This window comes from Aquabacterium sp. CECT 9606, from assembly GCF_918741295.1.
GTDB lineage: Bacteria > Pseudomonadota > Gammaproteobacteria > Burkholderiales > Burkholderiaceae_C > Aquabacterium.
In genome coordinates, this window is record NZ_CAKKNB010000002.1 from 770667 (window position 1) to 796933 (window position 26267).

At 63.5% G+C, this 26267-nt stretch carries 28 protein-coding genes; 20 read left to right on the plus strand and 8 right to left on the minus strand.

All coding sequences use genetic code 11. The features are described from left to right. Positions 1 to 132 precede the first annotated feature (132 nt). From LQ232_RS11220 to LQ232_RS11230, 3 genes are read left to right on the plus strand one after another with little or no spacing between them, the layout of a single operon-like run. Positions 133 to 1341: an efflux RND transporter periplasmic adaptor subunit gene (locus tag LQ232_RS11220; protein WP_230180403.1), complete on the plus strand. Its 1209-nt coding sequence runs from the start codon at positions 133 to 135 to the stop codon at positions 1339 to 1341. An 11-nt stretch (positions 1342 to 1352) separates the two neighbouring features. Further along, a complete protein-coding gene (locus LQ232_RS11225; protein ID WP_230180404.1) occupies positions 1353 to 4499 on the plus strand; it encodes an efflux RND transporter permease subunit in 3147 nt (1048 codons plus the stop codon). Beyond that, positions 4492 to 5988 (plus strand): efflux transporter outer membrane subunit, encoded by a 1497-nt coding sequence (locus LQ232_RS11230; RefSeq protein WP_230180405.1) that lies wholly within the window; start codon positions 4492 to 4494, stop codon positions 5986 to 5988. Before LQ232_RS11225 ends, LQ232_RS11230 begins: the two co-directional genes overlap by 8 nt. Here the strand turns inward: LQ232_RS11230 and LQ232_RS11235 are convergent. Beyond that, a complete protein-coding gene (locus LQ232_RS11235) occupies positions 5977 to 6705 on the minus strand; it encodes a SapC family protein (RefSeq protein ID WP_230180406.1) in 729 nt (242 codons plus the stop codon). The genes LQ232_RS11230 and LQ232_RS11235 overlap by 12 nt on opposite strands. Positions 6706 to 6794: 89 nt before the next feature. On the opposite strand from LQ232_RS11235, the gene ubiA reads away from it, so the two are divergent. Next, the gene (gene ubiA, locus LQ232_RS11240; RefSeq protein ID WP_230180407.1) at positions 6795 to 7679 is read left to right on the plus strand and encodes a 4-hydroxybenzoate octaprenyltransferase; all 885 of its coding nucleotides are present in this window, start codon (positions 6795 to 6797) and stop codon (positions 7677 to 7679) included. Between the two features lie 435 nt (positions 7680 to 8114). On the opposite strand, the gene proC is transcribed toward ubiA, so the two are convergent. From proC to LQ232_RS11260, 4 genes are read right to left on the minus strand one after another with little or no spacing between them, the layout of a single operon-like run. Next, positions 8115 to 8936: a pyrroline-5-carboxylate reductase gene (gene proC, locus LQ232_RS11245; RefSeq protein WP_230180408.1), complete on the minus strand. Its 822-nt coding sequence runs from the start codon at positions 8934 to 8936 to the stop codon at positions 8115 to 8117. Between the two features lie 9 nt (positions 8937 to 8945). Next, complete coding sequence (locus LQ232_RS11250; RefSeq protein ID WP_230180409.1) at positions 8946 to 10754, minus strand: ATP-binding protein; 1809 nt, start codon at positions 10752 to 10754, stop codon at positions 8946 to 8948. Then, positions 10751 to 11416 carry a response regulator transcription factor gene (locus tag LQ232_RS11255; protein ID WP_230180410.1) on the minus strand — a complete coding sequence of 222 codons (666 nt, stop codon included), beginning with the start codon at positions 11414 to 11416 and terminating at the stop codon, positions 10751 to 10753. The genes LQ232_RS11250 and LQ232_RS11255 overlap by 4 nt, the downstream gene beginning before the upstream one ends. 35 nt (positions 11417 to 11451) lie before the next feature. Next, positions 11452 to 12138 (minus strand): YggS family pyridoxal phosphate-dependent enzyme, encoded by a 687-nt coding sequence (locus tag LQ232_RS11260; protein ID WP_230180411.1) that lies wholly within the window; start codon positions 12136 to 12138, stop codon positions 11452 to 11454. Between the two features lie 35 nt (positions 12139 to 12173). Between LQ232_RS11260 and LQ232_RS11265 the strand changes: the two genes are divergently transcribed. Genes LQ232_RS11265 through LQ232_RS11280 form a run of 4 tightly spaced genes read left to right on the plus strand, consistent with a single transcriptional unit; the run spans position 12174 to position 15945 of the window. After that, entirely contained in the window at positions 12174 to 13217 is a 1044-nt protein-coding gene (locus LQ232_RS11265) for a type IV pilus twitching motility protein PilT (protein ID WP_230180412.1), read from the plus strand. A 1-nt stretch (position 13218) separates the two neighbouring features. Beyond that, positions 13219 to 13866 carry a Crp/Fnr family transcriptional regulator gene (locus tag LQ232_RS11270; RefSeq protein WP_230180413.1) on the plus strand — a complete coding sequence of 216 codons (648 nt, stop codon included), beginning with the start codon at positions 13219 to 13221 and terminating at the stop codon, positions 13864 to 13866. 46 nt (positions 13867 to 13912) lie between these two features. Then, entirely contained in the window at positions 13913 to 15049 is a 1137-nt protein-coding gene (locus tag LQ232_RS11275) for a PilT/PilU family type 4a pilus ATPase (RefSeq protein WP_230180414.1), read from the plus strand. Continuing rightward, positions 15049 to 15945 carry an NAD(P)-dependent oxidoreductase gene (locus tag LQ232_RS11280; protein WP_371820192.1) on the plus strand — a complete coding sequence of 299 codons (897 nt, stop codon included), beginning with the start codon at positions 15049 to 15051 and terminating at the stop codon, positions 15943 to 15945. The genes LQ232_RS11275 and LQ232_RS11280 overlap by 1 nt, the downstream gene beginning before the upstream one ends. A gap of 18 nt (positions 15946 to 15963) precedes the next feature. Here LQ232_RS11280 and LQ232_RS11285 read toward each other — a convergent pair whose 3' ends face one another. Genes LQ232_RS11285 through LQ232_RS11295 form a run of 3 tightly spaced genes read right to left on the minus strand, consistent with a single transcriptional unit; the run spans position 15964 to position 17588 of the window. Then, positions 15964 to 16626, minus strand: coding sequence for a BON domain-containing protein (locus LQ232_RS11285; RefSeq protein ID WP_230180415.1), 663 nt, complete (start codon positions 16624 to 16626; stop codon positions 15964 to 15966). Then, the gene (locus LQ232_RS11290; RefSeq protein ID WP_230180416.1) at positions 16623 to 17189 is read right to left on the minus strand and encodes an SIS domain-containing protein; all 567 of its coding nucleotides are present in this window, start codon (positions 17187 to 17189) and stop codon (positions 16623 to 16625) included. The genes LQ232_RS11285 and LQ232_RS11290 overlap by 4 nt, the downstream gene beginning before the upstream one ends. Before the next feature lie 18 nt (positions 17190 to 17207). Further along, a complete protein-coding gene (locus tag LQ232_RS11295; RefSeq protein WP_230180417.1) occupies positions 17208 to 17588 on the minus strand; it encodes a YraN family protein in 381 nt (126 codons plus the stop codon). On the opposite strand from LQ232_RS11295, the gene rsmI reads away from it, so the two are divergent. The 12 genes from rsmI (at position 17572) to rplR (ending at position 26247) form a co-directional block, all read left to right on the plus strand. Next, on the plus strand, positions 17572 to 18489 hold the full coding sequence (gene rsmI / locus LQ232_RS11300; RefSeq protein WP_230180418.1) for a 16S rRNA (cytidine(1402)-2'-O)-methyltransferase: 918 nt from the start codon (positions 17572 to 17574) through the stop codon (positions 18487 to 18489). The two genes, LQ232_RS11295 and rsmI, sit on opposite strands and share 17 nt — an antisense overlap. A gap of 177 nt (positions 18490 to 18666) precedes the next feature. Further along, complete coding sequence (locus LQ232_RS11305; RefSeq protein ID WP_230180419.1) at positions 18667 to 19608, plus strand: triacylglycerol lipase; 942 nt, start codon at positions 18667 to 18669, stop codon at positions 19606 to 19608. A gap of 177 nt (positions 19609 to 19785) precedes the next feature. Next, positions 19786 to 20721 carry a lipase secretion chaperone gene (locus LQ232_RS11310; RefSeq protein ID WP_230180420.1) on the plus strand — a complete coding sequence of 312 codons (936 nt, stop codon included), beginning with the start codon at positions 19786 to 19788 and terminating at the stop codon, positions 20719 to 20721. 48 nt (positions 20722 to 20769) lie between these two features. Next, a complete protein-coding gene (gene tldD, locus LQ232_RS11315) occupies positions 20770 to 22230 on the plus strand; it encodes a metalloprotease TldD (protein WP_230180421.1) in 1461 nt (486 codons plus the stop codon). A gap of 69 nt (positions 22231 to 22299) precedes the next feature. Further along, a complete protein-coding gene (locus tag LQ232_RS11320) occupies positions 22300 to 23070 on the plus strand; it encodes a PEP-CTERM sorting domain-containing protein (protein WP_230180422.1) in 771 nt (256 codons plus the stop codon). Positions 23071 to 23297: 227 nt separating this feature from the next. Beyond that, a complete protein-coding gene (gene rplN / locus LQ232_RS11325; RefSeq protein ID WP_125241506.1) occupies positions 23298 to 23666 on the plus strand; it encodes a 50S ribosomal protein L14 in 369 nt (122 codons plus the stop codon). A gap of 33 nt (positions 23667 to 23699) precedes the next feature. After that, the gene (gene rplX, locus LQ232_RS11330; RefSeq protein ID WP_230180423.1) at positions 23700 to 24017 is read left to right on the plus strand and encodes a 50S ribosomal protein L24; all 318 of its coding nucleotides are present in this window, start codon (positions 23700 to 23702) and stop codon (positions 24015 to 24017) included. Between the two features lie 8 nt (positions 24018 to 24025). After that, positions 24026 to 24577: a 50S ribosomal protein L5 gene (gene rplE, locus LQ232_RS11335; protein WP_230180424.1), complete on the plus strand. Its 552-nt coding sequence runs from the start codon at positions 24026 to 24028 to the stop codon at positions 24575 to 24577. A gap of 8 nt (positions 24578 to 24585) precedes the next feature. Then, positions 24586 to 24891, plus strand: a complete 306-nt coding sequence (rpsN, locus tag LQ232_RS11340; protein ID WP_230180425.1) for a 30S ribosomal protein S14 — start codon at positions 24586 to 24588, stop codon at positions 24889 to 24891. Between the two features lie 29 nt (positions 24892 to 24920). Beyond that, positions 24921 to 25316, plus strand: coding sequence for a 30S ribosomal protein S8 (rpsH, locus tag LQ232_RS11345; protein ID WP_230180426.1), 396 nt, complete (start codon positions 24921 to 24923; stop codon positions 25314 to 25316). Between the two features lie 17 nt (positions 25317 to 25333). Then, a complete protein-coding gene (gene rplF, locus LQ232_RS11350) occupies positions 25334 to 25867 on the plus strand; it encodes a 50S ribosomal protein L6 (RefSeq protein WP_230180427.1) in 534 nt (177 codons plus the stop codon). A gap of 11 nt (positions 25868 to 25878) precedes the next feature. Continuing rightward, a complete protein-coding gene (gene rplR, locus LQ232_RS11355; RefSeq protein WP_230180428.1) occupies positions 25879 to 26247 on the plus strand; it encodes a 50S ribosomal protein L18 in 369 nt (122 codons plus the stop codon). Positions 26248 to 26267: the final 20 nt, after the last annotated feature.

Here is a 26267-nt window from a genome sequence, read left to right on the forward strand (position 1 = left end):
GTCGATCGGGTCAATGTGCCTGATTGTCACCGATTTCATTTCATACATACAGGAATGTATGTATAGTTGCCAAATTGATTGACCAGACAAGTATTTTTGAAGAGGTGATCCATGGCCAGCCATGACAAGGGAATGATTTCGCGACACAGCGCATGGGCCGTGCTGGCCTTGACCGCCTCCCTGCTGGCCGCTTGCGGGCCGAAGGCCGCGGCGCCGGCTGCCGCGCCTGGCGGTGGCATGCCCCCCGCGCAAGTGGGCGTGGTCACGGTGCAGCCGCAAACGGTGCCCATCATCACCGAGCTGCCAGGTCGCCTTGAAGCGTCGCGCATCGCGCAGGTGCGCGCCCGGGTGGCGGGCATCGTGCAGCAACGCAACTTCGTGGAAGGCTCCGATGTGAAGGCCGGGCAGGTCTTGTTCCAGATCGATCCCAGCAGCTTCAAGGCAGCGCTGGACAGTGCCCTGGCGTCGCAGGCCAAGGCTGAAGCCAATCTGAACCAGGCATCCGCATTGGTCAACCGCTATCAACCTTTGCAGGCGGCCAAGGCCATCAGCCCGCAAGAGTTCTTGAACGCGCAGGTGGCGCAAAGCCAGGCGCAAGCCGATGTGGCCGCTGCCAAGGCCGCAGTGCAAACCGCGCGCATCAACCTGGGCTATGCCACGGTCACCGCGCCCATCTCTGGCCGCATCGGCCGGGCGCTGGTCACCGAAGGTGCGCTGGTGGGGCAGGGCGATGCCACGCAACTGGCGCTGATCCAGCAAACCAACCTGCTGTACGTCAACTTCACGCAGTCGGCGGCCGAGGTGCTCAAGCTCCGGCAGGCCATGGCGCAGGGCAAGCTCAAGCGCGCCGGTGGGCAGGCCGCCAGTGTGCGCGTGCTGCTGGACGATGGCACCGAGTACCCGCTGCCCGGCAAGCTGCTGTTCTCTGACCTGAGCGTGGACAGCACCTCGGGCCAGGTCTCGTTGCGCGCCGAAGTGCCCAACCCGGATGGGGCCTTGATGCCCGGACTGTATGTGCGCGTGCGCCTGGAACAAGCCCAGGTCGATGGCGGCATCTTGTTGCCTCAGCAGGCCGTGACCCGATCGACACAAGGCGACACCGTCATGGTGGTGGGCGCCGATGGGATGGTCAAGCCTCGTCCCGTCAAGCTGGGCGGTGCCAGGGGCAACCAGTGGGTGGTGCTGGGCGGCCTGAAGTCGGGCGAGCAAGTCATGGTGGATGGGTTCCAGAAGATGATGAACCCCAAGGCGCCGGTCAAGGCCGTTCCCTGGCAGCCCACGGCTGCGTCCGGGCCGGCCTCGGCCCCCGCTGCCGCGCCTGATGCAGCCGCTTCGCGCTGAAGGAGCCTGACATGCCTCGCTTCTTCATCGACCGGCCCATCTTCGCGTGGGTGATCGCCTTGTTCATCCTGGTGTTTGGTGGCGTGGCCATCACCCAGTTGCCCATTGCCCAGTACCCCACGGTGGCACCGCCGTCCATCGTGATCAGCGCCACTTACCCAGGGGCCTCGGCCAAGACGCTGGACGACAGCGTGGTCAGCGTCATCGAGCAGGAGCTCAATGGCGCGCCCGGCCTGGCCTACATGGAATCGGTCAGTCAGGCCAATGGCACGGGCTCCATCACCGTGACCTTCGAGCCCGGTACCAACATCGACCTGGCCCAGGTCGAGTTGCAAAACCGCCTGTCGCGCGCCTCGCCGCGTTTGCCCGCGGCCGTGACGCAGCAGGGTGTGAAGGTCGACAAATCGCGCAGCAATTTCTTGATGTTCGTGATGTTGTCGTCCACCAATCCGGAACTGGACCCCGTCTTCCTGGGTGACTACGCTTCGCGCAACGTGATTCCCGAGTTGCAACGCGTGCCCGGCATCGGCCAGGCGCAGCTATTCGGCACCGAGCGTGCCATGCGCATCTGGGTGGACCCGGCCAAGCTGGTGTCCTTTGGCCTGACCGCGGCCGATGTCAACAACGCCATCAGGGCGCAGAACGCCCTGGTGCCCGCGGGCGGCATTGGCGACCGGCCCAACATCGTTGAGCAAACCGTGGCGGCCACCGTGGTGGTCACCGGCCAGCTGGCCAATGTCGAGCAGTTCGGCAACATCGTGCTGCGCGCCAAGACGGATGGCTCGGTGGTGCGCATGCGCGACGTGGCCCGCATCGAGCTGGGTGCGCAAACCTATGGCACCTATGCCCGACTGAACGGCAAGCCCGCCAGCGGCATCGGCCTGCAACTCTCGCCCACCGGCAATGCCCTGCAAACCGCCGAGGCCGTTCGCAAGCGCATGGCCGAGCTCAAGCAGTATTTCCCCAAGGGCGTGGACTTCTCCATCCCTTACGACACCTCGGGCTTCGTCAAGATCTCCATCAGTCAGGTGGTTGAAACGCTGATCGAAGCCGTGGCGCTGGTGTTCGTGGTGATGTTCATCTTCTTGCAGAACCTGCGCTACACCCTGATCCCGACTTTGGTGGTGCCCGTGGCGCTGCTGGGCACCTTCGGGGTGATGTCGGTGGCGGGCTTTTCGATCAACGTGCTGACCATGTTCGGCATGGTGCTGGCCATCGGCATCCTGGTGGACGATGCCATCGTGGTGGTCGAGAACGTCGAACGCCTGATGGCGCAGGAAGGTCTGTCACCCTTGGAGGCCACGCGCAAGGCCATGGGCCAGATCAGTGGTGCCATCGTCGGCATCACCGTGGTGCTGGTGTCGGTGTTCATCCCCATGGCTTTCTTCAGTGGGTCGGTGGGCAACATCTACCGCCAGTTCTCGCTGTCGATGGTGTCGTCGATGCTGTTCTCGGCCTTCCTGGCCTTGTCGCTGACGCCGGCCTTGTGCGCCACGCTGCTCAAGCCCATCCCCGAAGGGCACCATGAAAAGCGCGGCTTCTTTGGCTGGTTCAACCGCCGCTTCACCGCCACCACGCACGGCTACGAAAGCTCGATCGCCAAGCTGGTCAAGCGTGGTGGCCGCATGCTGATCGTCTATGCGGTTCTGGTGGGTGTGGTGGGCTGGTTGTATGTGCGCATGCCCTCGTCCTTCCTGCCCAGCGAAGACCAGGGCAACCTGATCGTCAACGTGCAGTTGCCCCCGGGTGCCACCTCCAACCGCACCGAGGCCGTGATCGCGCAGGTCGAGAACTACTTCCTCAAACAACCCGAGGTGCAATCGGTGGTGGGCGTGGTGGGCTTCAGCTTCTCGGGCTCGGGCCAGAACGCCGCCCTGGCTTTCGTGACCCTGAAGGATTGGGATGAGCGCAAGGGTGCGGGGCACTCGGCGCAAGACCTGGCGGGCAAGGGGTTTGGCGCGTTGATGGGCATCCGCGACGCCTTCATCTATCCGCTCAACCCGCCTCCGATCCGCGAGTTGGGCAATGCCACCGGCTTCTCGCTGCGTCTGCAAGACCGCGCCGGCCTGGGCCCTGCCGCCTTGCTGGCCGCGCGCAACCAGATGCTGGGCATGCTGGCGCAGAACGCCAAGGTCACCGGGGCCCGCCCTGATGGCCTGGAAGACGCGCCGCAATTGCAGGTGGACATCGACCGCGACAAGGCCAATGCCCTGGGCATCAGCTTCGATGCGATCAGCGCCACCTTGTCGACGGCCCTGGGCTCCAGCTACATCAATGACTTCCCCAACCAAGGGCGTCTGCAGCGCGTGGTGGTGCAGGCCGAGGCCAAGGACCGCATGCAGGCCGACCAGATCCTGCAGCTCAACGTGACCAACAACCAAGGGCAGAGCGTGCCGCTGTCGTCGTTCGCCAGCACGCGCTGGATCACCGGCCAGATGCAGGCGGTGCGCTACAACGGCTACCCCGCCATGCGCATCTCGGGCGATGCCGGCAAGGGCTTCAGCACTGGCCAGGCCATGGAAGAGATCGAGACGTTGGCCAAGCAGTTGCCCGAAGGCATCGGCATCGAGTGGACCGGCTTGTCGCGCGAAGAGAAGCTGTCGGGCTCGCAAGCGACCCTGCTGCTGGGCTTCTCGCTGCTGGCGGTGTTCCTGTGCCTGGCCGCTTTGTACGAAAGCTGGGCCATCCCCTTGGCCGTGTTGCTGGTGGTGCCCTTGGGCCTGCTGGGCTCGTTGCTGGGCGCATCGTTCCGCGATCTGCCCAACGACGTGTACTTCAAGGTGGGCCTGATCACGATCATGGGCTTGTCGGCCAAGAACGCGATCCTGATCATCGAGTTCGCCAAGGAGTTGCACGAGAAGGGCATGGGCCTGATCGAGGCCACGCTGCAAGCCTGTCACTTGCGTTTCCGGCCCATCATCATGACCTCGCTGGCCTTCATCCTGGGCGTTCTGCCCCTGGTGCTGGCCAACGGTGCCGGGTCGGCCGCGCAGCGCGCGATTGGCACTGGCGTGATGAGTGGCATGATCGCGGCCACGTTGCTGGCGGTGTTCTTCGTGCCGGTGTTTTTCGTGGTGGTGATGAAGTGGCTTCACAAAGGCCCTGCACGCCCCCAGACCCCCAACGCCTCCGAGGCAGAGGTCGTCTCTCATGACTAAATTCACTGCTGTCAAATCCACCGTGGCCCTGGCGGCCATCCTGGCCCTGGGTGCCTGCTCGCTGACACCCAACTACCAGCGCCCTGTTGCGCCCGTGGCCACCGACTGGCCTCAGGCGCCGAGCTCGGCAGCCTCCGCGGCGTCGTCGGCCAACTCCGCCAATGCGGCGGAGTTGCCCTGGGCCACTTATTTCCCCGATGCCCGTTTGCAGGGCCTGATCCGCAAGTCGCTGGACAACAACCGGGACCTGCGCGTGGCGGTGCTCAACATCGAGCAGGTGCGGGCCCAGTACCGCGTCACGCGTGCTGACCAGTTCCCCACCGTCAATGCAGCGATCAGCGGCACGCGGGGGCCATCCAGCATCCCGCCCAACGAGGTCACCACGGTGGCACAGGGGGGCATCACGATCACGGCGTTCGAACTCGATTTGTTCGGTCGCCTTCGTGCCCTCAGCGACGCGGCCAGCGCACAACTGCTGGCCACGGAAGAGGCTCGCAAGTCCGCGCACATCAGCCTGGTGGCTGCGGTGGCCAACACCTACTACGCCATTTGGGCCGACCGCTGGCAACTGGCCTTGGCCGAGCAAACCTTGCAGGCGCGCCAGGGTTCGATGAACTTGCAGCAGCTCAAGTTCGACAACGGCGTGCTCAACGAACTCGATTTGCGTTCGACGCAATCGGTGCTGGAAGCAGCACGCATCAGCCGGGCACAGGCGCAGCGTCAGCTGGCGCAGGACACCAATGCCCTCAACCTGTTGCTGGGCGAGACCGCGCCGGCCGACCTCTTGCCGCCCGCGCCGGTGCTGCCCACCGCCAGTGCCATGCAGGATCCGCAAGCCGTGTCCGCCCTGGTGCGCGATGCCTTGTGGCCAGGCCTGAGCGAGCTGCCCGTGGGCCTGCCCTCCGAGGCTTTGCTCAAGCGGCCTGACATCGCGCAGGCCGAGCAACAGCTGATCTCTGCCAACGCCAACATTGGTGCGGCCCGGGCCAACATGTTCCCGCGCATCAGCCTGACGGCCAGCGCGGGCGTGGTCAGCGATTCGTTGTCGGGCCTGTTCAGCGATGGGCGCAGCGCCTGGAGTTTCGCGCCCCAGGTCGTCCTCCCGATTTTTGACGCTGGTCGTAACCTGGCCTTGGTCGAGAGTTCGAAGGTCAAGCGCGACATCGCCGTGGCCCAGTACGAAAAAGCGCTGCAAAGCGCTTTCCGTGAAGTGGCCGATGCCCTGGTGGCGCGCAGCAGCTTTGCAGACCAGGCACAAGCCCAGCAGAACCAGACGGATGCCGAAGCGGCACGCCTGCGACTGGCCACCTTGCGCTACAGCAGTGGTGTGGCCAGCCAGCTGGATTTGCTGGACGCGCAACGCAGCCTGTTCGCTTCACAGCAGGCCTTGATCTCGGCGCAACTGGCGCGCCAGCAGGCGCACATCACGCTGTACAAGGCGCTGGGCGGTGGCTGGACGCCACCGGAGACGACGGCGTCAGTTCGTTAACTTCCGGATCAGCCGCGCGCCCAGCTTGTTGACGTTGTTCAAGGACAGCAAGTGGGCGTGGATCCAGCCCAGTGCGCCGGTGCTGAACAACTCCTGCACAGCCTCTGGCGCCAGCTTGTGCAGCTTTTCTTCGTCGACCACCTTGAAGCCGTTCAGCGTGATGTGCTGATCCGCCAGCTTGAAGTCGATGTTGCGGTCCACCAGCAGGTCCAGCTCGACCAGGCGTTTGGCAAAGGCCGTGGTGCGCTGCATGTCGTTGTGGAAATCCAGCAAGAACTTTTGCAACTGCTGCAGGTAGGCCGTGTCCTTGCCTTCGGCATCGAACAAGGCCTCGCCGTCGCTGGCGTTCAGGCCGTCAAAGGCTTCGTCCACGCACACCGTCAACTGCGTGCTGCCCGGTTGTTCGGCCAGCACAAATGGGTAGCGCCGGATGAAGGCGGGCACATAGCAGTGCGTGTCCCAGCCACCATGGTCGTCGACCAGCAGGTTTTCCTTGTCGCGCAGGCCCACCACCGACACCAGGGTGTGCTGGTCGCCCGAGGCCACGAACACGCACGGAAAATCCAGGGCAGCCAAGGGCAGCTCGGTCGCGGCCAGCAATACCGAATTGGTTTCACGCGCAAAGTTCAGCTTCTTGTCGCTGGCCTTGACGCGCAACTGGCGGTGTTGTTCTCGGTTGACCGGCACCAGCTTGTCGTACATCAACAAAGTTTTCATGGCACATCCCTTTCCGTGGGGCCAGGATCAGCCCATGGCCGATTATGGGCAGTTTCAATGACGGCCAAGTGTCGCGATAATCCCAATCCGTGAACACCCCTGCACTGCCCCTTCACCGGTCGCGCTTGTCGCTCTACCTGGACCTGATCCGCTGGAATCGCCCCCAGGGTTGGCTGCTGCTGCTGTGGCCCACCTTGGCCGCCTTGTGGCTGGCCGCCGGCGGTTTCCCAGGCTGGCATCTGCTGCTGGTGTTCACCGCGGGCACCGTCCTGATGCGCAGCGCTGGCTGCGCCGTCAATGACGTGGCCGACAAGGATTTTGACCGCCACGTGCAACGCACCGCCCAGCGGCCGGTGACCAGCGGGCAGCTGTCGGTGAAGGAAGCGTTGGCCGTGGGCGCGGTGCTGGCGCTGGTCGCATTCGCCTTGGTGCTCACCACCAATGCACTGACCATCGCGATGTCTTTCGCGGCGCTGGCCGTCACGGTGATCTACCCCTTCACCAAGCGTTTTGTGTCGATGCCGCAGGCGGTGCTGGGCGTGGCCTTCAGCTTCGGCATCCCCATGGCTTATGCGGCTGTCAGCAACCATGTGCCGGCACAGGCCTGGTGGTTGGTGCTGGGCAACCTGGGCTGGGTGTTGGCCTACGACACCGAGTACGCCATGGTCGACCGCAATGATGACCTCAAGATCGGCATCCGCACGTCGGCCATCACGCTGGGCCGCTTTGACGTCATCGGCGTGATGGGCTTTTATGCGCTGTGCATCGCCTGCTGGGCCATGGTGGGGCATGAAGCGGGGCGCGGCGTCTGGTATTTCGCGGGCTTGGCGGCGGCGGGTATGCAGGCTCTTTGGCACAGTTGGTTGATCCGCCGGCGTGACCGCGATGGTTGCTTCAAGGCCTTCCGGCTGAACCACTGGTTGGGTTTGAGCGTGTTCTTGGGGTTGGTGCTGGACACTGCGCTGGCAGGCTGAGTTGGAGAGCTTTGGCTGGGAGCGCGAGGCGGGGATGAGCCGGTGGCTGGCAGGGCTCCTATGGTGTCGGTCCACCGCGTTGCGGCGGACTGCTCTGCGGTGCTCGCCCGGGGCGGGGATCGTCCGAAACTCGCCTTCGGCTCAAACAACGGACGATCCTTTTTCCGCCCCAGGCTGCGCTCCTCGACGCCCCCGAAGTCGCCCTGCCAGCCTCCGCCTCATCCCTGATCGCCTCGCTGGTGGCGTGCCACGAAAAAGAACCGTGCTGCGCCACCAGCGGGGCGAAACAAGGGCTGGGGCGGCATCCGGCGGGGCACCTGGCTTGGTGGTCCCGCTTGAAAAGCGGGACCACCAAGCTGAAGCCCCTATGGATGCTGACCCAGCCCTCGCCCCGCGCTGCTTCCAAAAAGTGAACGCTGTGAGCCCCCTCGGACCTCAGCGCCCGAATTCGTCGCCCAGCTCGCCTGCTCGCTTTTGCGCAGCACGCATGGCCGACACAAAGGCGGCTTTCACACCACTGGCTTCCAAGCTGCTCAACGCCGCATACGTGGTGCCCCCTTTGGACGTAACCCGCTCACGCAGCACCGATGGCGCTTCGGTCGATTGCGCCGCCAAAGTCGTGGCCCCCGCGAACGTGGCCAAGGCCAGGGCGCGACCCTGCTCGGCGTCCAGGCCCATGTCTGCCGCAGCCTGCACCATGGCCTCGATGAAATAGAACACGTAAGCCGGGCCCGAGCCCGACAGTGCGGTCACGGCATCCAGGTCGCTTTCCTGTTTCACCCACAGCCACTGTCCTGTGGTGGCCACCATGTCCTGCACGGCTTGTTTTTCCGTCTCGCTGACCTCAGGCCGGGCAAACAGCCCCGTGATGCCTTGGCCAACCAAAGCCGGGGTGTTGGGCATGGCGCGCACCACACGCGGGGTGCCCAGCAAGCGGGCCATGTCCGTGGTGCGCAGGCCGGCCATCACGCTGTAATGCAAGGCTTGGCCCGTGTGGGTGGCGCAGACCGCGGCCGCGTCCTTGAACTGCTGCGGCTTGACCGCCCAGACCACCGTGGACACGGTGGTCAACGCCGCATCGGGCGAGGGCAGGGCGGTCACGCCCAAGGTTTGCTGAAGGCGCAAGCGTTGGTCTTCGCTGGGGTCGATGACCAGGATGCTGCTGGCCGCGCGGCCTTGCCGCAACAGGCCGCCAATGATGGCGGTGGCCATGTTGCCGCCGCCAATGAATGCGATGTCAAAAGATGGGGTGCTCATGGGGCGTGATCATGCCGCATTCAGGATGCGGATCAGCTCGCTGGGGTTCAGTGGCTTGCGCAGCAGCGTGACGCCCACCCCGGCCGCGCGCGAACCCAAGTCGGCTGTGGCATCGGCGGTCAGCAAGAAGGCGGGCAGGTCTTCTCCAAACTCGTAGCGCAACTGGGCAATGGCTTCCAGCCCGGTGATGCTCAAGCCCAGGCGGTAGTCGCTGATCACGGCCACGGGCAGGTCGCCCAAAGGCATCTCGCCACTGGTCTGCAGGGCGGCCACGGCCTCCACCGCGATTTCCGGGGTGTGCCCGGTGGCCGCTTGCCAGCCATTCTGGCGCAGTACCAGCGCCATGCTGTCCAGCACCTGGGGCTCGTCGTCGATCACCACCACCACGCCACGTTGATGCGGGTCTTTGTGATCATCCTGATTGAGGGTCCCGGCGTTGGGCGATGGTGCGGCGATGGCCTCGCGCAGTGGCAGCCGCAATGAAAAGCACGAGCCGCGCCCCAGTCTGGACCTCACGGTGACCTGAACCCGGCCCAGGCGGGCCAGGCGGCGCACCACCGCCAGCCCCAACCCAAGGCCTTCGCCTGAGCGGCGTGCCGTGCTGTGCGCCTGAAAGTAGTCGTCAAAGATGCGTTCGCGGTGCTCAGGGGCCACGCCCACGCCACTGTCCCACACCTGGCAGATGACCCAACGGCCCCGTACCCGGGCGCGCAGTCGGACCTGGCCCTGGTGGGTGTAGCGCACCGCGTTGTTGAGCAAATTACGCAAGATGCGTTCGGTGATGTGCGGATCGGCCTGCACCCAGGCGTCGGTGGCATCCACCTGCCAGCTCAGGCCCTTGTTGGCGCACAGCACCGCGAATTCGTGCTCCAGGCGACGGTACAAGGTCGACAAGGCCAGCGCCTGGGGCTGATGCTCCACCCGCTCGGCGTCGATGCTGGCCACGTCGAACATGCGCTCGAACAAGGTGCTCAGCGAACGCAGCGAGGTGCTGATCTTGGACAGCAAGTCCTGCCCCTCGGCCTGGGTCACCCACGGGTTGAGCGCATTGGTCAGCAGCATCATCACGTGCAAGGGCTGACGCAGGTCGTGGCTGGCGGCGGCGAAGAACTCGCTCTTTTGCCGGTCGGCGCCTTCGGCCAGGGCCTTGGCCAGGGTGACCTGGTTGATCTCGTGGCGAAGTTGCAGCACCAAGGCGGCGTTTTCGTGGCGCAGCAAGGCGCCTTCGCGCAATCGCCGGCTGATGCCTGACGAGATGAACATGCAGGTGACCATGGACAACATCAGCACCACGGCCAGGTAGACCGAGCTGTCTTCGTTGTCGACCAGCAGGCGCGCGCTGATCAACAGCAGCAGCGGAAAACTGCCAAAGAAGCCGACGATCCAGTCATGCACCAGCACCAGCATCAGTGTGTAGCCGTAGACCACGACGGCCGCCACCAGGCTCATCTTCCAGCCAGCGGTGGCCACGCTCAGCAGCGCCACGCCCATCAAACCCCAGAACAAGCTTTGCAGCAAATGCCAGCCCACCAGGCTCGCGCGCCACGTGCGGTAGCCCGAAGCAGCGATGCCAAAGCGCTGAAAACGCCGGCTCATCAAGCCCACGGTGGCCCAAAGCAGGAGCAGGCCAATGGCCGGGGTCACCCAGTGCCAGCGTGGCAAGGGCGAATCCTTCACCATCCAGGCCAGCAGGAGCAGCGCGGGGATTTGCGGCAAAACGGAGCCGGGCGTGATGCGCCAGCTGTCTTGAAGCAATTGCAGATCGATCCGGGACTCAATGGGCGCCAGCCCCTTGAGGGAGCCGCGCCACCAACTCACGGTAGCTGCTCCTCGGCGGGCAACTGGCGTGAGCACAGCAAGACCAACTGCGTGCGGCTGTGCACCTTGTAGGCCCGGAAGATGGCGCTGACGTGCAGCTTCACGGTCTCGGGGCTGATGCCCAGCGCGGTGGCGATCACCGGGTTGGAGCAACCACGCGTGATCCAGGTCAGCACGTCCTTCTGGCGGGGTGTGAGCTTGGTGCTGGGCAGCAAGTCGGAAGAATCGGGCAGGGTGGCCGCCGGGCTGGACAACAGGTCGGCCGGGAAATGCAGGCGCCCTTCGACCAGGGCTTGCAGCGCCGTCATGAAGCCGTCCAGTTCGCCCAGCTTGGGGATGAAGCAGGAGGCGCCGTGGTGAATGCATTCCAACGCCAGCTGCGCGTCGGTGCTGCCGGTGATGATGCCGATGCGCTGGGTGGTGGCCACCTGGCGCACGTGCTTGAGCGTGTCCACGCCACTGCTGTCTGGCAGGCCCAGGTCCAGCAAGACGGCGTCGATCGGGTCGGCGGCCGAGCTGGCCAAGTGCGACAGCGCGCTGCGGCAGGTGTTGGCCTGCGAGAAGCGCGCCAGCGGTTGCAGGCTGCGGATGGCGTGCATCATCCCTTCCCGGATGAGGCTGTGATCATCAACTAACAGGTAATGCGGAGATTGGTGATCCATGGCGCCTTCTTCAGGGCGTGATCTTATCTGGGCCGTCAGCGTTGTCCAAAGATGGCGGACCCGATTCGTACCATGGTTGACCCTTGTTCCACGGCCATTTCGAGGTCGGCGCTCATGCCCATGGACAAAGTATCCAGTGTTAACCCGTGATCACGCAGATCATCAAACACTTCTCGTATTTTTTTGAGGGCCTGGTGTTGGGTGCATGCGTCGTTGCTGGGGGCGGGCAGCGCCATCACCCCCCTCAGTTGCAGGTGGGGCAGGTGGGCCACCGCCTGCGCCAAGGCCAAGGCACCCGCCGGCTCGACGCCGCTTTTGCTGTCCTCGCCGCTGGTGTTGACCTGGATGCACACCTGCAAGGGTGGCAAGTGCGCTGGCCGTTGCTCGCTCAGGCGTTGGGCAATTTTCAGGCGGTCTACCGTGTGAACCCAATCGAAGTTCTCGGCCACCACGCGGGTCTTGTTGCTCTGGAGCGGGCCAATCAAATGCCATTCGATCTGAGCGCGCAAATCGGCCAACTCGGCCATCTTGTCCACGGCCTCCTGCACGTAGTTTTCACCAAAGCGGTGCTGTCCGGCCTGAAAGGCCTCGCGCACATCGGCCGCCGGAAAGGTCTTGCTGACCGCCAGCAATGTGACACCATTGGCCGGACGGTCCACTTTTGAACACGCCTGCTCTATTCGGCTTTGCACGAGTTGTAGCTTGCTGGTGATCGTCGCCATAATGGTCTGTCAAGAAATCCCGGCCCCAATCATCCATGGATATCACCCAACTTCTCGCCTTCTCGGTCAAGAACAAAGCGTCTGACCTGCACTTGTCGGCGGGTTTGCCCCCCATGATCCGGGTTCACGGGGACGTGCGGCGCATCAACGTCGATGCACTGGACCACAAGCAGGTCCACGACATGGTGTACGACATCATGAACGACGCCCAGCGCAAGATGTACGAAGAAACGCTGGAGTGCGACTTCTCGTTCGAGATCCAGGGCCTGGCGCGTTTCCGGGTCAACGCTTTCAACCAGAACCGGGGCGCCGGCGCTGTGTTCCGGACCATTCCGTCCAAGATCCTGACGCTGGAGCAGCTCAACGCGCCCAAGATCTTCGCCGACCTGGCGCTGCGTCCGCGCGGCCTGGTGCTGGTCACCGGCCCGACCGGTTCGGGCAAGTCGACCACGCTGGCCGGCATGGTCAACCACCTGAACGAGTCCGAATACGGCCACATCCTGACGGTCGAAGACCCGATCGAATTCGTGCATGAGTCGAAAAAATGCCTGATCAACCAGCGCGAAGTCGGGCCGCACACCATGAGCTTCTCGAACGCGTTGCGCTCGGCGCTTCGTGAAGACCCGGACTGCATCCTGGTGGGCGAAATGCGCGATCTGGAAACCATCCGCCTGGCCCTGACCGCCGCTGAAACCGGCCACTTGGTCTTCGGCACCCTGCACACGTCCAGCGCCGCCAAGACCATCGACCGGGTGGTCGACGTCTTCCCGGCCGCTGAAAAAGACATGGTCCGCGCCATGTTGTCCGAATCGCTGGTGGCCGTGATCTCGCAGTCGCTGTGCAAGCTGAAAGACGGCTCGGGTCGCGTGGCCGCCCATGAAATCATGGTCGCCAATGCCGCCATCCGAAATCTGATCCGCGAAAACAAGATCGCCCAGATGTACTCCGCCATCCAGACCGGCAACAACGCCGGCATGCAGACGCTCGACCAGAACCTGTCCGACCTGGTCCGCCGCAACCTGATCTCGCCCGCTGAAGCCCGCTCCAGGGCGAAGTCGCCCGAAAACTTCCCGGGCTGACATGAGACGTTTGCTGGACCGATTCAAGATCGCAGGCCCGGGCGACAACGCCACCGAGGAGCGCGAGGCCGACGACGAGGGGTTCTTCTCCACCCAGTTCATGGAACGCCCCGAGCTGTCCCGGGCCGCTTCGGCCTGGACGTCGCGTGCGCTGGCCGTGGGCGCCCAGGGCCTTGATCCCGCGATGGGCGTTGAGTTGTTGCTCAAAGCCTGGCACGACGACACCTTCACCACCCTGCTGGGCGAGGCCGAGCACGAGAAACTGCGCACTCACCTCGAATTCGTCACGGTTCCGGCCGGAAGAGAGTTGATCGTCCAGGACGAAAAAGGCGACTATGCCTTGGTGATACTCGAAGGCCTGGTGGCGGTCGACCGCGTGCAGCCCACGGGCGAGCGTGCCCGCCTGGCCGAATTGCGCGAAGGGGATGTCTTGGGTGAAATGTCTTTGCTGGATGCCGGGGCGCGTTTTGCGTCCTGCCAGACGCTGAGCCGCTGCTCTCTCGCCATCATCACGCGCAGCGCGCTCGACGAGTTCGCCATTGAAGAGCCTCGGCTGGGCTTTGCGCTGATGGCGGGCGTGGCCCGCCGCCTGTCGCTGCGCATGCGCCAACTCAGCGCACGCCTGGGCGCCCTGCTCACGGCTGGTTGATTTACAGTCCACACACACGTTCAAAACATTCACTGGGATTCACGCCATGGAACGCGATCAGGCCTCCAAATTCATCAACGATCTGCTCAAGCTGATGATCGCGCGTGGGGGCTCCGACTTGTTCCTCACGGCCGAATTCCCGCCGGCCATCAAGGTCGATGGCAAGGTCACCAAGGTGTCGCCCCAGCCCCTGACGGCACAGCACACCATGGCCCTGGCCCGTTCGATCATGAACGACAAGCAGGCCGCCGAATTCGAGCGCACCAAGGAGTGCAACTTCGCCATCTCGCCAGGCGGGGTGGGGCGCTTCCGTGTGAACGTGTTCGTGCAGCAAAGCTTCGTGGGCATGGTGCTTCGGACCATTCCCCAGCAACTGCCCACGGTCGACGCCATGGGCCTGCCCCAGATCCTCAAAGAAGTGGCCATGAACAAGCGCGGCCTGGTCATCCTGGTGGGTGGCACGGGGTCGGGCAAATCGACGACGCTGGCGGCCATGGTCGACCACCGCAACGAGAACACCTACGGGCACATCATCACGATTGAAGACCCGGTCGAATTCGTGCACCCGCACAAGAACTGCATCGTCACGCAGCGTGAGGTCGGCATCGACACCGACGGCTGGGAAATGGCGCTGAAGAACACCTTGCGCCAAGCCCCTGATGTGATCCTGATGGGCGAAATCCGCGACCGCGAGACCATGGAACACGCCGTGGCCTTCGCCGAAACCGGCCACTTGTGCATGGCCACCTTGCACGCCAACAGCGCCAACCAGGCGCTGGACCGGATCATCAACTTCTTCCCCGAAGAGCGCCGCACGCAACTGCTGATGGACTTGTCGCTCAACCTGAAGGCGCTGGTGTCGCAACGCCTGCTGCCCCGCCAGGAAGGCAAGGGCCGCGCGGCCGCGGTAGAAATCCTGCTCAACACCCCCTTGATCTCCGACATGATCTTCAAGGGCGAGGTCGGCGAGATCAAGGAGATCATGAAGAAGTCGCGCGAGCTGGGCATGCAGACTTTCGACCAGGCCCTGTTCGACCTGTTCGAGAACAACGACATCACCTTTGAGGACGCGCTGCGCAACGCCGATTCGGTCAACGACCTGCGCCTGCAGATCAAGCTGCACAGCCAGCGCGCGCGCAGCCTTGACCTGGCCTCCGGCACCGAGCACTTCAAGATCGTCTGATGACCGTGAGCAAAACCTACGAGGCCGTGGCGCCGTGCAAAGTGGCCTTCCTGGGCTTGGGCACCATGGGCGCGCCGATGGCGGCCCACCTGCTCAAGGCCGGTCACGAGGTCACCGTCTACAACCGGACGCAGTCCAAGGCCCTGGATTGGGTGGCCGAGCATGGCGGCGCCTGGGCGGTCTCACCGCGCGAGGCGGTGCGTGAAGCCCAGATCGTGTTCACCTGCGTCGGCGATGACGAGGACCTGCGCAGCGTCACCGTGGGGCCCCAAGGCGCCTTCGGGGCCATGCCGGACGGCAGCGTGCTGGTGGACCACACCACCACCTCGGCCGAGGTTGCCCGCGAACTCGCTCAAATCGCCCGAGACCAAGGCCTGCATTTCATCGATGCGCCTGTTTCAGGCGGCAATCTGGGCGCCATCAACGGCGTGCTGACCATCATGTGCGGTGGCGACGCCGACGCGTTCAGCCGCGTTCAGCCCGTCATGCAGGCCTATGCCCGCGCGGCCACCCACTTGGGCGCCAGCGGCTCTGGCCAGTTGGCCAAAATGGTCAACCAGATCTGCGTGGCCGGGGTGTTGCAAGGCCTGTCTGAAGCCTTGGCTTTCGGCCAGACTGCGGGCCTGGACATGCAGGCCGTGCTCGGTGTCATCACGCAAGGTGCGGCCGGCAGCTGGCAAATGCAGAACCGTGGCCCCACCATGGTCAACGACCTGTTCGATTTCGGTTTCGCCGTTGACCTGATGCGCAAGGACCTGGGCCTGTGCCTGGACGAGGCCAGGCGCCTGGGCGCCCGTCTGCCTGCCACGGCCTTGATCGACCAGTTCTACGCCGATGTGCAGGGCATGGGCGGCGGCCGCTGGGACACCTCCAGCCTCATCCGCCGTCTGCGCTGACTCTGGCGCGGTCAATCCTCAAGGGTTGGAAGCCGCGGGTTCAGTTGGCTTGGGTGGCGGCAACTTGCGCGCCAACTCGTCTTCCGACATCAGTTGGAACACCTTGATCACCTTGGTCACGCCACTGACACCCGAGGCCAGCTCGGCCGCGCGGTTGGCTTCGCGTTCGGTCACCAAGCCCATCAGGTAGACGTCGCCACGCTCGACCACGATCTTGAAGGCGTTGGAAAACATGTCGCGCGCGTCCACGAAACTCGCCTTGATCTTGCCCTTGATCAGCACGTCGCTGGAGCGTGATCCCAGCGAACTGGCCCCCATCACCGCCAGTTCATTGACCACGGATTGCACGTTGTCAACGCGCGCCACGGCTTGCTCGACGGCAGTGCGGTCCGCCTCGGAGGCCACTTCGCCCGTCAGCAACACCAGACGGTTGTAGGACGTCGCGTTGACGTGGCCGCTCTCGCCCACCAAGTCGCGGATGCGCGATGAGGCCTTGATCTCGATGCCCTGGTCTTCAAGCTGCGTGCCCGAAGTGCGGCGGTCCGAAGCCATGAAGGCCCCGCCAATGGCCGAGCCCAGCACCAGCGGCGCGCAGCCGGCCGTCAGGTTCAAGGCCAGCGCGAGCGCCGTCCAGCGGCCCAAGCGTCCCAGGTTCTGCAATGTGTTGATTTTCTTTTTCAAGCCACGTCTCCTAGCAAATGGGTGTCCACGGCCTCGCACAGGCTGTGCAAGGCCAGCCAGGCCACGGCAAAAAGCCGGGCCGCCTGGTGTCCGGGCAAGGGTACCCAGACATCGGTGTCTCTCAGCAACGGGCCCAGCACCGAAGCGGCCTCGCCCGTGAAAAGCACCAAAGTCAGATCTTGTTCGCGTGCCGCCTCGGTGGCCGCCACCAGCGCGGGCTCATCGCGTTCCAGCGAAAACGCCAGCCAGATGTCGCCAGGGTGACCCAAGGCGCGCACCTGCGCGACCAGGTTGTCGTCTTTGCCCGGCAAGGCCAGGGCGGCCAGCGGTGGCCGTTCGCGGCTCACGCCCTGGACCAGCAGGGAAGCGGTCTGCTGCGCCAGCCATTCGGCCTCGGCCACACCTGCGCACAGCACCTTGCCACCAGCGGTCAGCGCGTGCGTGATGGCCTGGGCGGCGTAGTGCAGGTGCAGCGCCAGGCGATCCGCCGACTGGTACAGCACATCGGCGGTTTCCAGAAAGGGCTGCTGCGAAAAGGGCTGTTGAAATTGAGGGTCCGACATGAAGGTCGATGATAAGGGCTATGCCGAGGTGTCAAAGGCGGCCACGATCCATTCCAGCGCATCGCCATCAATCGCGACCACGTCGAAGCGGCAGGGCGGCCAGGGATTCAGTTGCAGCAGGTAATGCCTTGCGCCCCGGATACAACGCTGCTGTTTGCCGCGCCCGATGCTGGCCGCCGCACCGCCATGGTCCGCACTGCTGCGCTGCCGCACTTCCACGAACACCAAAGTGCCGTCCTTGTCGCGCATGATCAGGTCCACTTCTGCGCCGCGTGCCGACGGGCCCCGTGCGACCCGATAATTGCGCTCAACCAGCTCCAGACCCTGCGCCTGCAAATAGGCCAGGGCGCGGCCCTCCGCCTCATCTCCCCGGGATTTCGTCGTGACCTTCGATGCCAATGTGCTGCTCCAGGCCGCTTCTCATGCCGCCGCCGGTCAGCAGTATCCCAAAGGGGCGCTCTACCTGGTCGCCACCCCCATCGGCAACCTGGCCGACATGACCCTGCGCGCCATCCAGGTCCTGTCCTTGGTCGACGTCGTGGCCTGCGAAGACACCCGCGTCACCGGCGGCCTGATGCGGCACCTGGGCCTGGACAAGCGCCTGATGGCTGTCCACCAGCACAACGAAGCCGCCGCGGCCCACCAGGTGATCGAAGCATTGCAGCAAGGCCAGCGCGTCGCCTACGTCAGTGACGCCGGCACGCCCGCCGTGTCCGACCCTGGCGCGCAATTGGTGTCCCGCGTTCAGGCCGCCGGCCTGCGCGCCGTGCCCATCCCCGGAGTGAGCAGCGTCACCACCGCGCTCAGCGTCGCGGGCGACACCGCCAGCACCGGCTTCCATTTCATGGGCTTTTTGCCGGCCAAAGGCGCCGCACGCGCCACGGCTTTGGACGAGGCCCTGGCCTGGCCCGGCAGCCTGGTCCTGTTCGAGGCCCCCCACCGCATCGATGACCTCGCCCGCGACCTGCAAGCCCATGCCGCGCATCGCCAGGTCACCTTGTGCCGTGAGTTGACCAAGCAATTCGAAGAAATCGCCACCTTGGGCGTGGCCCAGTTGCCGGAGTGGATCAAGGCTCAGCCGCACCGTGACCGAGGGGAGTTTGTTGTGGTCGTTCACGCCGCTGGTGCGGTGGCCGCCTCGGACGAGTTCTCGACCGAAGTGCTGGCCCTGCTCCAGGCGCTGTCTTCACACCTGCCCATCAAACAGGCGGCCGGCCTGGTGGCCGATGTCACGCGCCTGCCCCGCAAGGCGCTCTACGAGAAAGCCCTGAGCTGGCGCCAGGCTGACGAGCAGTCCTGACAGCGTTTATTCCCAGAACACTGTTTTCGCGGGGCGGGCAAACCCCGGTTTCAAGGGCTAACCCGGGCAACTTGCCAAATTTTTAACGGAATACTCGCGCCATCGTTCATATAACGATTTGCGTCATAACTTGACTGCACCGCATCACGGTGCGAGTGATTTCCAAAGGAGATTTGCATGAAATTCGGATTCACCTTGCGCGCCGTGTGCGCCGCCTTGGCCCTGACAGGTGCTGTCATGGCCCCCGCTGCCCACGCCGGCACGGCCTCCAAGACCAAATACCCCTTGGTGCTGGTCCACGGCTTCATCGGCTTCGACAACATCCTGGGCATCCAGTATTTCTACACCATCCCTGGCGCCCTGCGCGATGACGGCGCCACCGTCTACATCGCCTCGGTCAACCCTTCGCAAACCACCGAGTTCCGTGGTGAAGAACTGATCCAGCAGATGAAGCAATGGGCCGCCAAAGACGGCGTCACGAAATTCAACCTGATTGGCCACAGCCATGGCGGCCCGACCGTGCGCTACGCCGCCGGCACCGTGCCCAACATGGTGGCCAGCGTGTCCACTGTGGCTGGCACGCACTTTGGTAGCAAGGTCGCCGATGACATCCTGGCTGGCACCACCCCCGGTGGCACCTTTGACCAGACGGCCACAGCTGGCCTGAAGCTGATCTCCTGGCTGACCGGCAACAAGACCACCAGCGACACCGACTTGCTGACCGCCTTGAACGCCCTGAGCGCCCCTGGTGCCGCCGCCTTCAACGCCAAGTACCCCGCTGGCGCCCCCACCACTGTCTGCGGTCAAGGCCCCAGCAGCGCCAAGGTGGCTGGCAACAGCATCCTCTTCTACTCCTTCTCGGGCACCTCGCTCAAGACCAACTCCAGCGACATCTCCGACGCGCTGCTGGCCTACACCGGCGATTACTTCAAGGGCGAGGCCAACGACGGCCTGGTTTCGCGCTGTTCCAGCCATTGGGGCAAGGTGGTCAAAGACAACTACCCCTGGAATCACCTGGACGAAATCAACCAGGTTTTGGGTGGCATTGGCAAGGGTGCCCCGGAACCCGCGGCCTTCTACAAGCAGCACGCCAACCGCCTGAAGTGGGCATTCCTGTGATGGGTTGATACTCTGGGCTTGCGCACTTCAGCCCAGGGGTTGCACAAGGGTCGCCTCCACAAGAGGTCGACCCTTGTTGCCGTTTGGCGTCATAGGTTTCCCGGGTGCGGTGCGCACGACTTGCCCGAATAATGCGGGCAGCCGGGGAATTCCATTGGCTTTGACAGGACATGTGTGATGCAAGTGCGTGGAATGTGGGCGACGGGGCTGTTGGCCGTCGTCATTGGGGTGGGCAGCGTCGTGCTCTGGCAGCGCTCGTCCAACGACACCTCGGCGTCCGGGCAGCCGGGCGCCACGCCTGAAACCAAGGGCTGGGGCTTCATCGGCGGCGCCAAAGAGGCGCCCGCCAGCGGTGCGGCCGTCGCGGCGCAGGTGCGCACCCCCGACCAGGTGCGCGTGCGCCTGTTCAAAGAGGGCTCTTTCGCCGGGACCGAGCCGGCTGGCAACTGGTGCGTCAGCGAGCAGAAACTCAAGCCTTGTCCGGAGCTGCGCAGCCGCTTCGAGTACTACGTGCTCGGCCTTGGCGAGGTCACCATCGAGGAAATCCGCGGCCTGATCCAGGACGAAGCCAAGCGCGCCAACGGCGATGCGATGGCCGCGCAGATCATGGCCATCTGGGACAAGTACTGGCAGGTCCGCACCTACGCGTGGCGCCACAAGTTCGTCCAGGCTGACCGCAGCACCTGGATGCCCGTGTTCGAAGAGCAGCGCTCCGTGCGCCGGCAAATCCTCGGCCAGCCGTGGGCCGAAGCCTTCTTCAAGGAAGACGAGCAGCATTTCCAGGAGTACTACGCCCAACTTGAATCCGGCCAGCCGCCCCCGCCTGATCCTGGCGAGCCTGTGCCCCAAATGGCCCCAGGCAAAGATCCTGCCGCCGTTCGCGCCGAGCGCGTGGCGCGTTATGGAGAGGCCGCCGCCGACCGCCTGGACAAGGCCGATGCTGAATGGGCCGACTGGGAGCGCCGCCTGAGCGCCGCCAAAGTCGAATGGGAGCGCCTGCAAAAGGCCACCAACCTGTCCGACGCCCAGCGCAAGGCCGAGATGAGCGCCTACGTCAAGTCCAATTTCCCGGCCGATGAACAACTTCGCGTGCAGGCCCTTTTGCATCTGTGATTGCACCTGTGACCACATGGCCTCTGGCAAGACTCCTACAATGACCCCATGATTGCTGTTGACGCCACCATCGAACGCCTCCACACCGCCCGCGAACTGCTGCTCGCACCCTACGGTCTGGACGAATCCACCTTGCTCAAGGCCCTCAAGGTCATCACCGAGCACCGTGTCGACGACGCGGACCTGTACTTCCAATACACCCGCTCTGAAGGTTGGAGCCTCGAAGAAGGCATCGTCAAATCCGGCAGCTTCGGTATCGACCAGGGCGTGGGCGTGCGCGCCGTCTCAGGCGAGAAAACCGCCTTCGCCTATTCCGACGACATCTCGGAGGCCGCCTTGCTTGACGCGGCTCGCACGGTGCGCACCATCGCCGCAGCCGGGCAAAGCCGCCGCGTCAAGGTCGGAGCCCACTCCGTGGCAGGCGGTCGCAGCCTCTACCCCGCCTTCGACCCCATCGCCTCGCTCGACAGCGCCGCCAAGGTCGCCCTGCTTGAGAACATCGAAAAGCGTGCCCGCGCCAAGGACCCGCGCGTCGTGCAGGTCATGGCCGGCCTGGGCTGCGAATACGACGTCGTGATGGTGGCCCGCGCCGACGGCACCCTGGCCGCCGACGTGCGCCCACTGGTGCGCCTGTCACTCACCGTCATCGCCGAGCAAAACGGCCGCCGTGAAGTCGGCTCCTCTGGCGGTGGCGGCCGCTTCGGCCTGGCCTATTTCACCGACGACATGCTCCAACGCTACGTCGACCAAGCCGTGCACGCGGCTTCCGTCAACCTGGAAGCCCGCCCCGCCCCCGCGGGCGAAATGACCGTGGTCCTGGGCAATGGCTGGCCCGGCATCCTCCTGCACGAAGCCGTCGGCCATGGCCTCGAAGGCGATTTCAACCGCAAGGGCTCCAGCGTGTTCTCGGGCCGCATTGGCCAGCGCGTGGCCGCCAAGGGCGTCACAGTGCTCGACGATGGCACCATCCCGGACCGCCGCGGCTCCTTGAACGTGGATGACGAAGGCTGCGCCACCGAGCGCACCGTCCTCATCGAAGACGGTATCCTGCGTGGCTACATCCAAGACGCCACCAACGCGCGCCTCATGAAGACCAAGCCCACGGGCAACGGCCGCCGCGAAAGCTACGCCCACGTCCCCATGCCCCGCATGACCAACACCTACATGCTGGCTGGCGACAAAGACCCGCAAGAAATCGTCTCCTCCATCAAGCGTGGTCTGTATGCCGTCAACTTCGGCGGAGGGCAGGTCGACATCACCAGCGGCAAATTCGTTTTCTCGGCCTCTGAGGCGTATTGGGTCGAGGATGGCAAGATCCAGTACCCGGTCAAGGGCGCGACCCTGATCGGCAATGGCCCTGACGCGCTCACCCGCATCAGCATGATTGGCAATGACCTCGAGTTGGACAGCGGCGTGGGCACCTGTGGCAAAGAGGGTCAGAGCGTGCCCGTCGGCGTGGGGCAGCCCACTTTGCGCATCGATGGATTGACGGTCGGCGGCACCGCCTGATCGAGGGGGCAGCGTCCCCTGGATTTTGGATAAGCTCACTGCTTGTTCAAAAAACACAGGGAGTGGCGCATGCCTTTGAAGAAATTGTTCACCCGCCTGACCATGGCCGCCCTGGCTGCGTGCGTAGCCTTGTCTGCTTCCCTGGCTCACGCCGAGTTGCAAGGCCGGGATCTTGACGCCGCCGTCGATGGCTATGAGGCCTTCTACGACACCGTGTTGAACATCACCTGGTTGGCCGATGCCAACTTTGCCAAGACCTCTGGCCACAGTGCAAGTGGTCAGATGACTTGGGAGGATGCTTCAGCGTGGGCGGCCAATGTCACGGTTCTTGGTCTTTCGGGTTGGCGCCTGCCCAATGTGTTGCCCATCCACGGGCAGAGCTACGACTACCGTGGTGCCTACGATGGCAGCTCCGACCTGGGCTATGGCATCCGCAGCCCTCGCAACGAGATGAGCTACATGTTCTACGAGAACCTGGGTTTGCTGTCTTATTACGATGAGCAAGGTCAAGAGCAGTCGGGCTTCGGTCGTCCGCAAGGGGTGAGCGCGCTGGCACTGAACCAGGTGCCTGGTGGTTTCATCCGTAACTTGGGGCCCGTGCACGGCGAGTACTGGGCGGCGCAGGCCTTCGAGCCGGAGCCCGGCGCCCACTGGGTCTTTGATTTCGAAGACGATGGCCAATTTGCCCTGGGCCCGAACGATGGTCCACGCTGGGACGGCTCATACGCTTGGCTGGTTCGAGATGGAGATGTGGGTGCGGTGCCGGAGCCATCGACCTTCTGGTTGTTCGGGCTGGCAGGGTTGGGCCTGGTTCTGAAGAAAAAATCACGCAAAGGTTGACGTTGGTGCCAAAACAGGTGCATAATCGATTTCTTCGCTGAAACAAGGTTTGAGTTCCAGCCCAAGTCCCTCGATTGACCTGATGCAGATCGGGTTCGGTTGCTGCGGCGGGTAAATCAAGGGCTCAGGCTTTATTTCAGATCCGCCCGTTCTACGGGCCCAAGACTGACTGTTCGTTGTTGTGCAGCTTTTGCGCAGCCGAAAAGCCAAGTTGGGGTAAGTACACCATGATTCAAATGCAATCGCGACTTGACGTCGCTGACAACACGGGTGCCAAGAGCGTCATGTGCATCAAGGTGCTCGGTGGCTCCAAGCGTCGTTACGCCGGTATTGGCGACATCATCAAGGTCAGCATCAAAGAAGCTGCTCCTCGTGGTCGCGTCAAAAAAGGCGAAGTCTACAGCGCTGTGGTCGTCCGCACCGCCAAGGGTGTTCGTCGTCAAGACGGTTCGCTCATCAAGTTTGATGGCAATGCAGCTGTGCTGTTGAATGCCAAGCTGGAGCCCATCGGCACCCGCATCTTCGGCCCCGTGACGCGTGAACTGCGTACCGAGCGCTTCATGAAGATCGTGTCCCTGGCTCCTGAAGTTCTCTGAACCTCCGGCGCAACCGCAAAGGACACACAGCCCATGAACAAGATTCGCACAGGCGACCAGGTCATCGTTTTGGCCGGTCGTGACAAAGGTAAACGCGGCACCGTTTCGGTCCGCGTTGACGACAGCCATCTGGTGGTCGATGGCGTGAACGTGGTTAAAAAGCACGTTCGCCCCAACCCCATGAAGGGCACCACCGGTGGCATCGTTGACAAAACCATGCCCATTCATCAGTCCAACATTGCCATCTTCAATGCCGCCACCGGCAAGGCTGATCGCGTTGGCATCAAGCTCCTGGCAGACGGCAAGAAAGTTCGCGTCTTCAAGTCCAGCGGCGAAGAAATCAAGGCTTGAGGTTCACGATGACTCAACAAACTGCACGCCTGCAAGACTTTTACCGCGAGACGGTCGTTCCGGCTCTCGTTGAAAAGTTTGGCTACAAGTCCGTGATGGAAGTGCCCCGCCTGACCAAGATCACCCTGAACATGGGTGTCTCGGAAGCGGTGTCCGACAAGAAGGTGATGGAACACGCTGTCAGCGACCTCACCAAGATCGCCGGCCAAAAGCCCGTGGTCACCATGTCGCGCAAGGCCATCGCCGGTTTCAAGATCCGCGAAAACATGCCCATCGGCTGCATGGTCACCCTGCGTGGTGTCCGCATGTACGAGTTCCTGGACCGCTTCGTCACTGTGTCGCTGCCCCGCGTCCGTGACTTCCGCGGTATCTCGGGTCGTTCATTCGATGGCCGTGGCAACTACAACGTCGGTGTGAAAGAACAGATCATTTTCCCGGAAATCGAGTACGACAAGATCGACGCGATCCGTGGTCTGAACATCAGCATCACCACCAGCGCGAATACCGACGACGAGGCCAAGGCCCTGTTGACGGCATTCAAGTTCCCCTTCAAGAACTGAGGTAGACCGTGGCAAAACTGTCTCTGAAGCAACGCGAAGAAAAGCGCGAAAAGCTGGTGGCGCAATACGCCAAGAAGTACGCCGAACTGAAGGGCATCATCAACGATGCCAAGAAGTCCGACGAAGAGCGCTATGCCGCTCGTCTTGAGCTGCAAAAGTTGCCCCGCAATGCAAACCCGACCCGTCTGCGCAATCGTTGCGGTCTGACTGGTCGTCCACGCGGTACGTTCCGCCAATTTGGCTTGGGTCGTTCCAAGATCCGTGAATTGGCTTTCGCTGGCGACATCCCCGGTGTCACCAAGGCAAGCTGGTAATCGGCTAGGGCACGAACAGGAGTTATTCCATGAGCATGAGTGATCCCATCGCCGACATGCTGACTCGCATTCGCAACGCACAAATGGTCCAAAAGACCAGCGTCACGATGCCGTCATCAAAGTTAAAAGTCGCGATCGCCCAGGTCCTGAAGGACGAAGGTTACATCGACTCTTACGTCGTTGCAGGCGAGGCTACCAAGCCTGCGCTTGAAATTTCGCTGAAGTATTACGCCGGTCGCCCGGTCATCGAGCGCATCGAGCGAGTCAGCCGTCCCGGCCTTCGCATCTACAAGGGTCGCCACGACATCCCTCAGGTCCAAAACGGCCTGGGTGTTGCCATCGTGACGACGCCCAAGGGTGTGATGACCGATCGCAAAGCACGTGCTGCCGGTATCGGTGGCGAAGTGCTCTGCTACGTCGCCTAACCCTTAGGAGCATCGCAATGTCCCGCGTAGGAAAAATGCCGATCGCCGTCCCAAAGGGTGTGGACGTGCAGATCTCTGCAGAACAAATCACCGTCAAGGGCGCCCTGGGCACCTTGAGCCGCCCTCAGCACCGCCTGGTCGCCGTCAAGAACGACGCCGGTGTGTTGTCGGTGTCCCCGGCTGACAGCAGCACTGAAGCTGATGCCATGTCGGGTACCATTCGCGCCCTGTTGAACAACATGGTCAACGGCGTGAGCAAGGGCTTTGAGAAAAAGCTGACCCTGGTCGGTGTGGGCTTCCGTGCCCAAGCCCAAGGCCAGAAGCTGAACCTGCAAATCGGGTTCTCTCACCCAGTCGTCAAGGACATGCCCGAAGGCATCAAGGTCGAGACCCCGTCTCAGACCGAAGTGCTGATCAAGGGTGTGGATCGTCAGGTCGTCGGCCAGATCGCCGCAGAAGTGCGTGCCTTCCGTCCGCCCGAGCCCTACAAGGGCAAGGGCATTCGTTATGCCGACGAGCGCGTGGTCTTGAAAGAGACCAAGAAGAAGTAAGGAGCTGATTCATGTCTACCAACAAGAAAGAACAGCGCCTGCGTCGCTCGCGTCAAACCCGTGCACGCATCGCGCTCCAGGGCGCCGTGCGTCTCACGGTGTTCCGCACCAACCTGCACATTTACGCCAGCGTGATCTCCGGCGACGGCAACACCGTCATCGCTTCGGCCTCAACCGCCGAAAAAGAAATCCGCACTCAACTGGGCGCGACTGGCAAGGGTGGCAATGTGGACGCCGCCACGCTGATTGGCAAGCGCATCGCCGAAAAGGCGAAAGCTGCTGGCGTCGAGAAGGTGGCTTTCGACCGTGCGGGCTTCGCCTACCACGGCCGTGTCAAGGCATTGGCTGAAGCGGCTCGCGAAGCCGGTCTTCAGTTCTAAGCCGCGTCTGGCAACCGGAA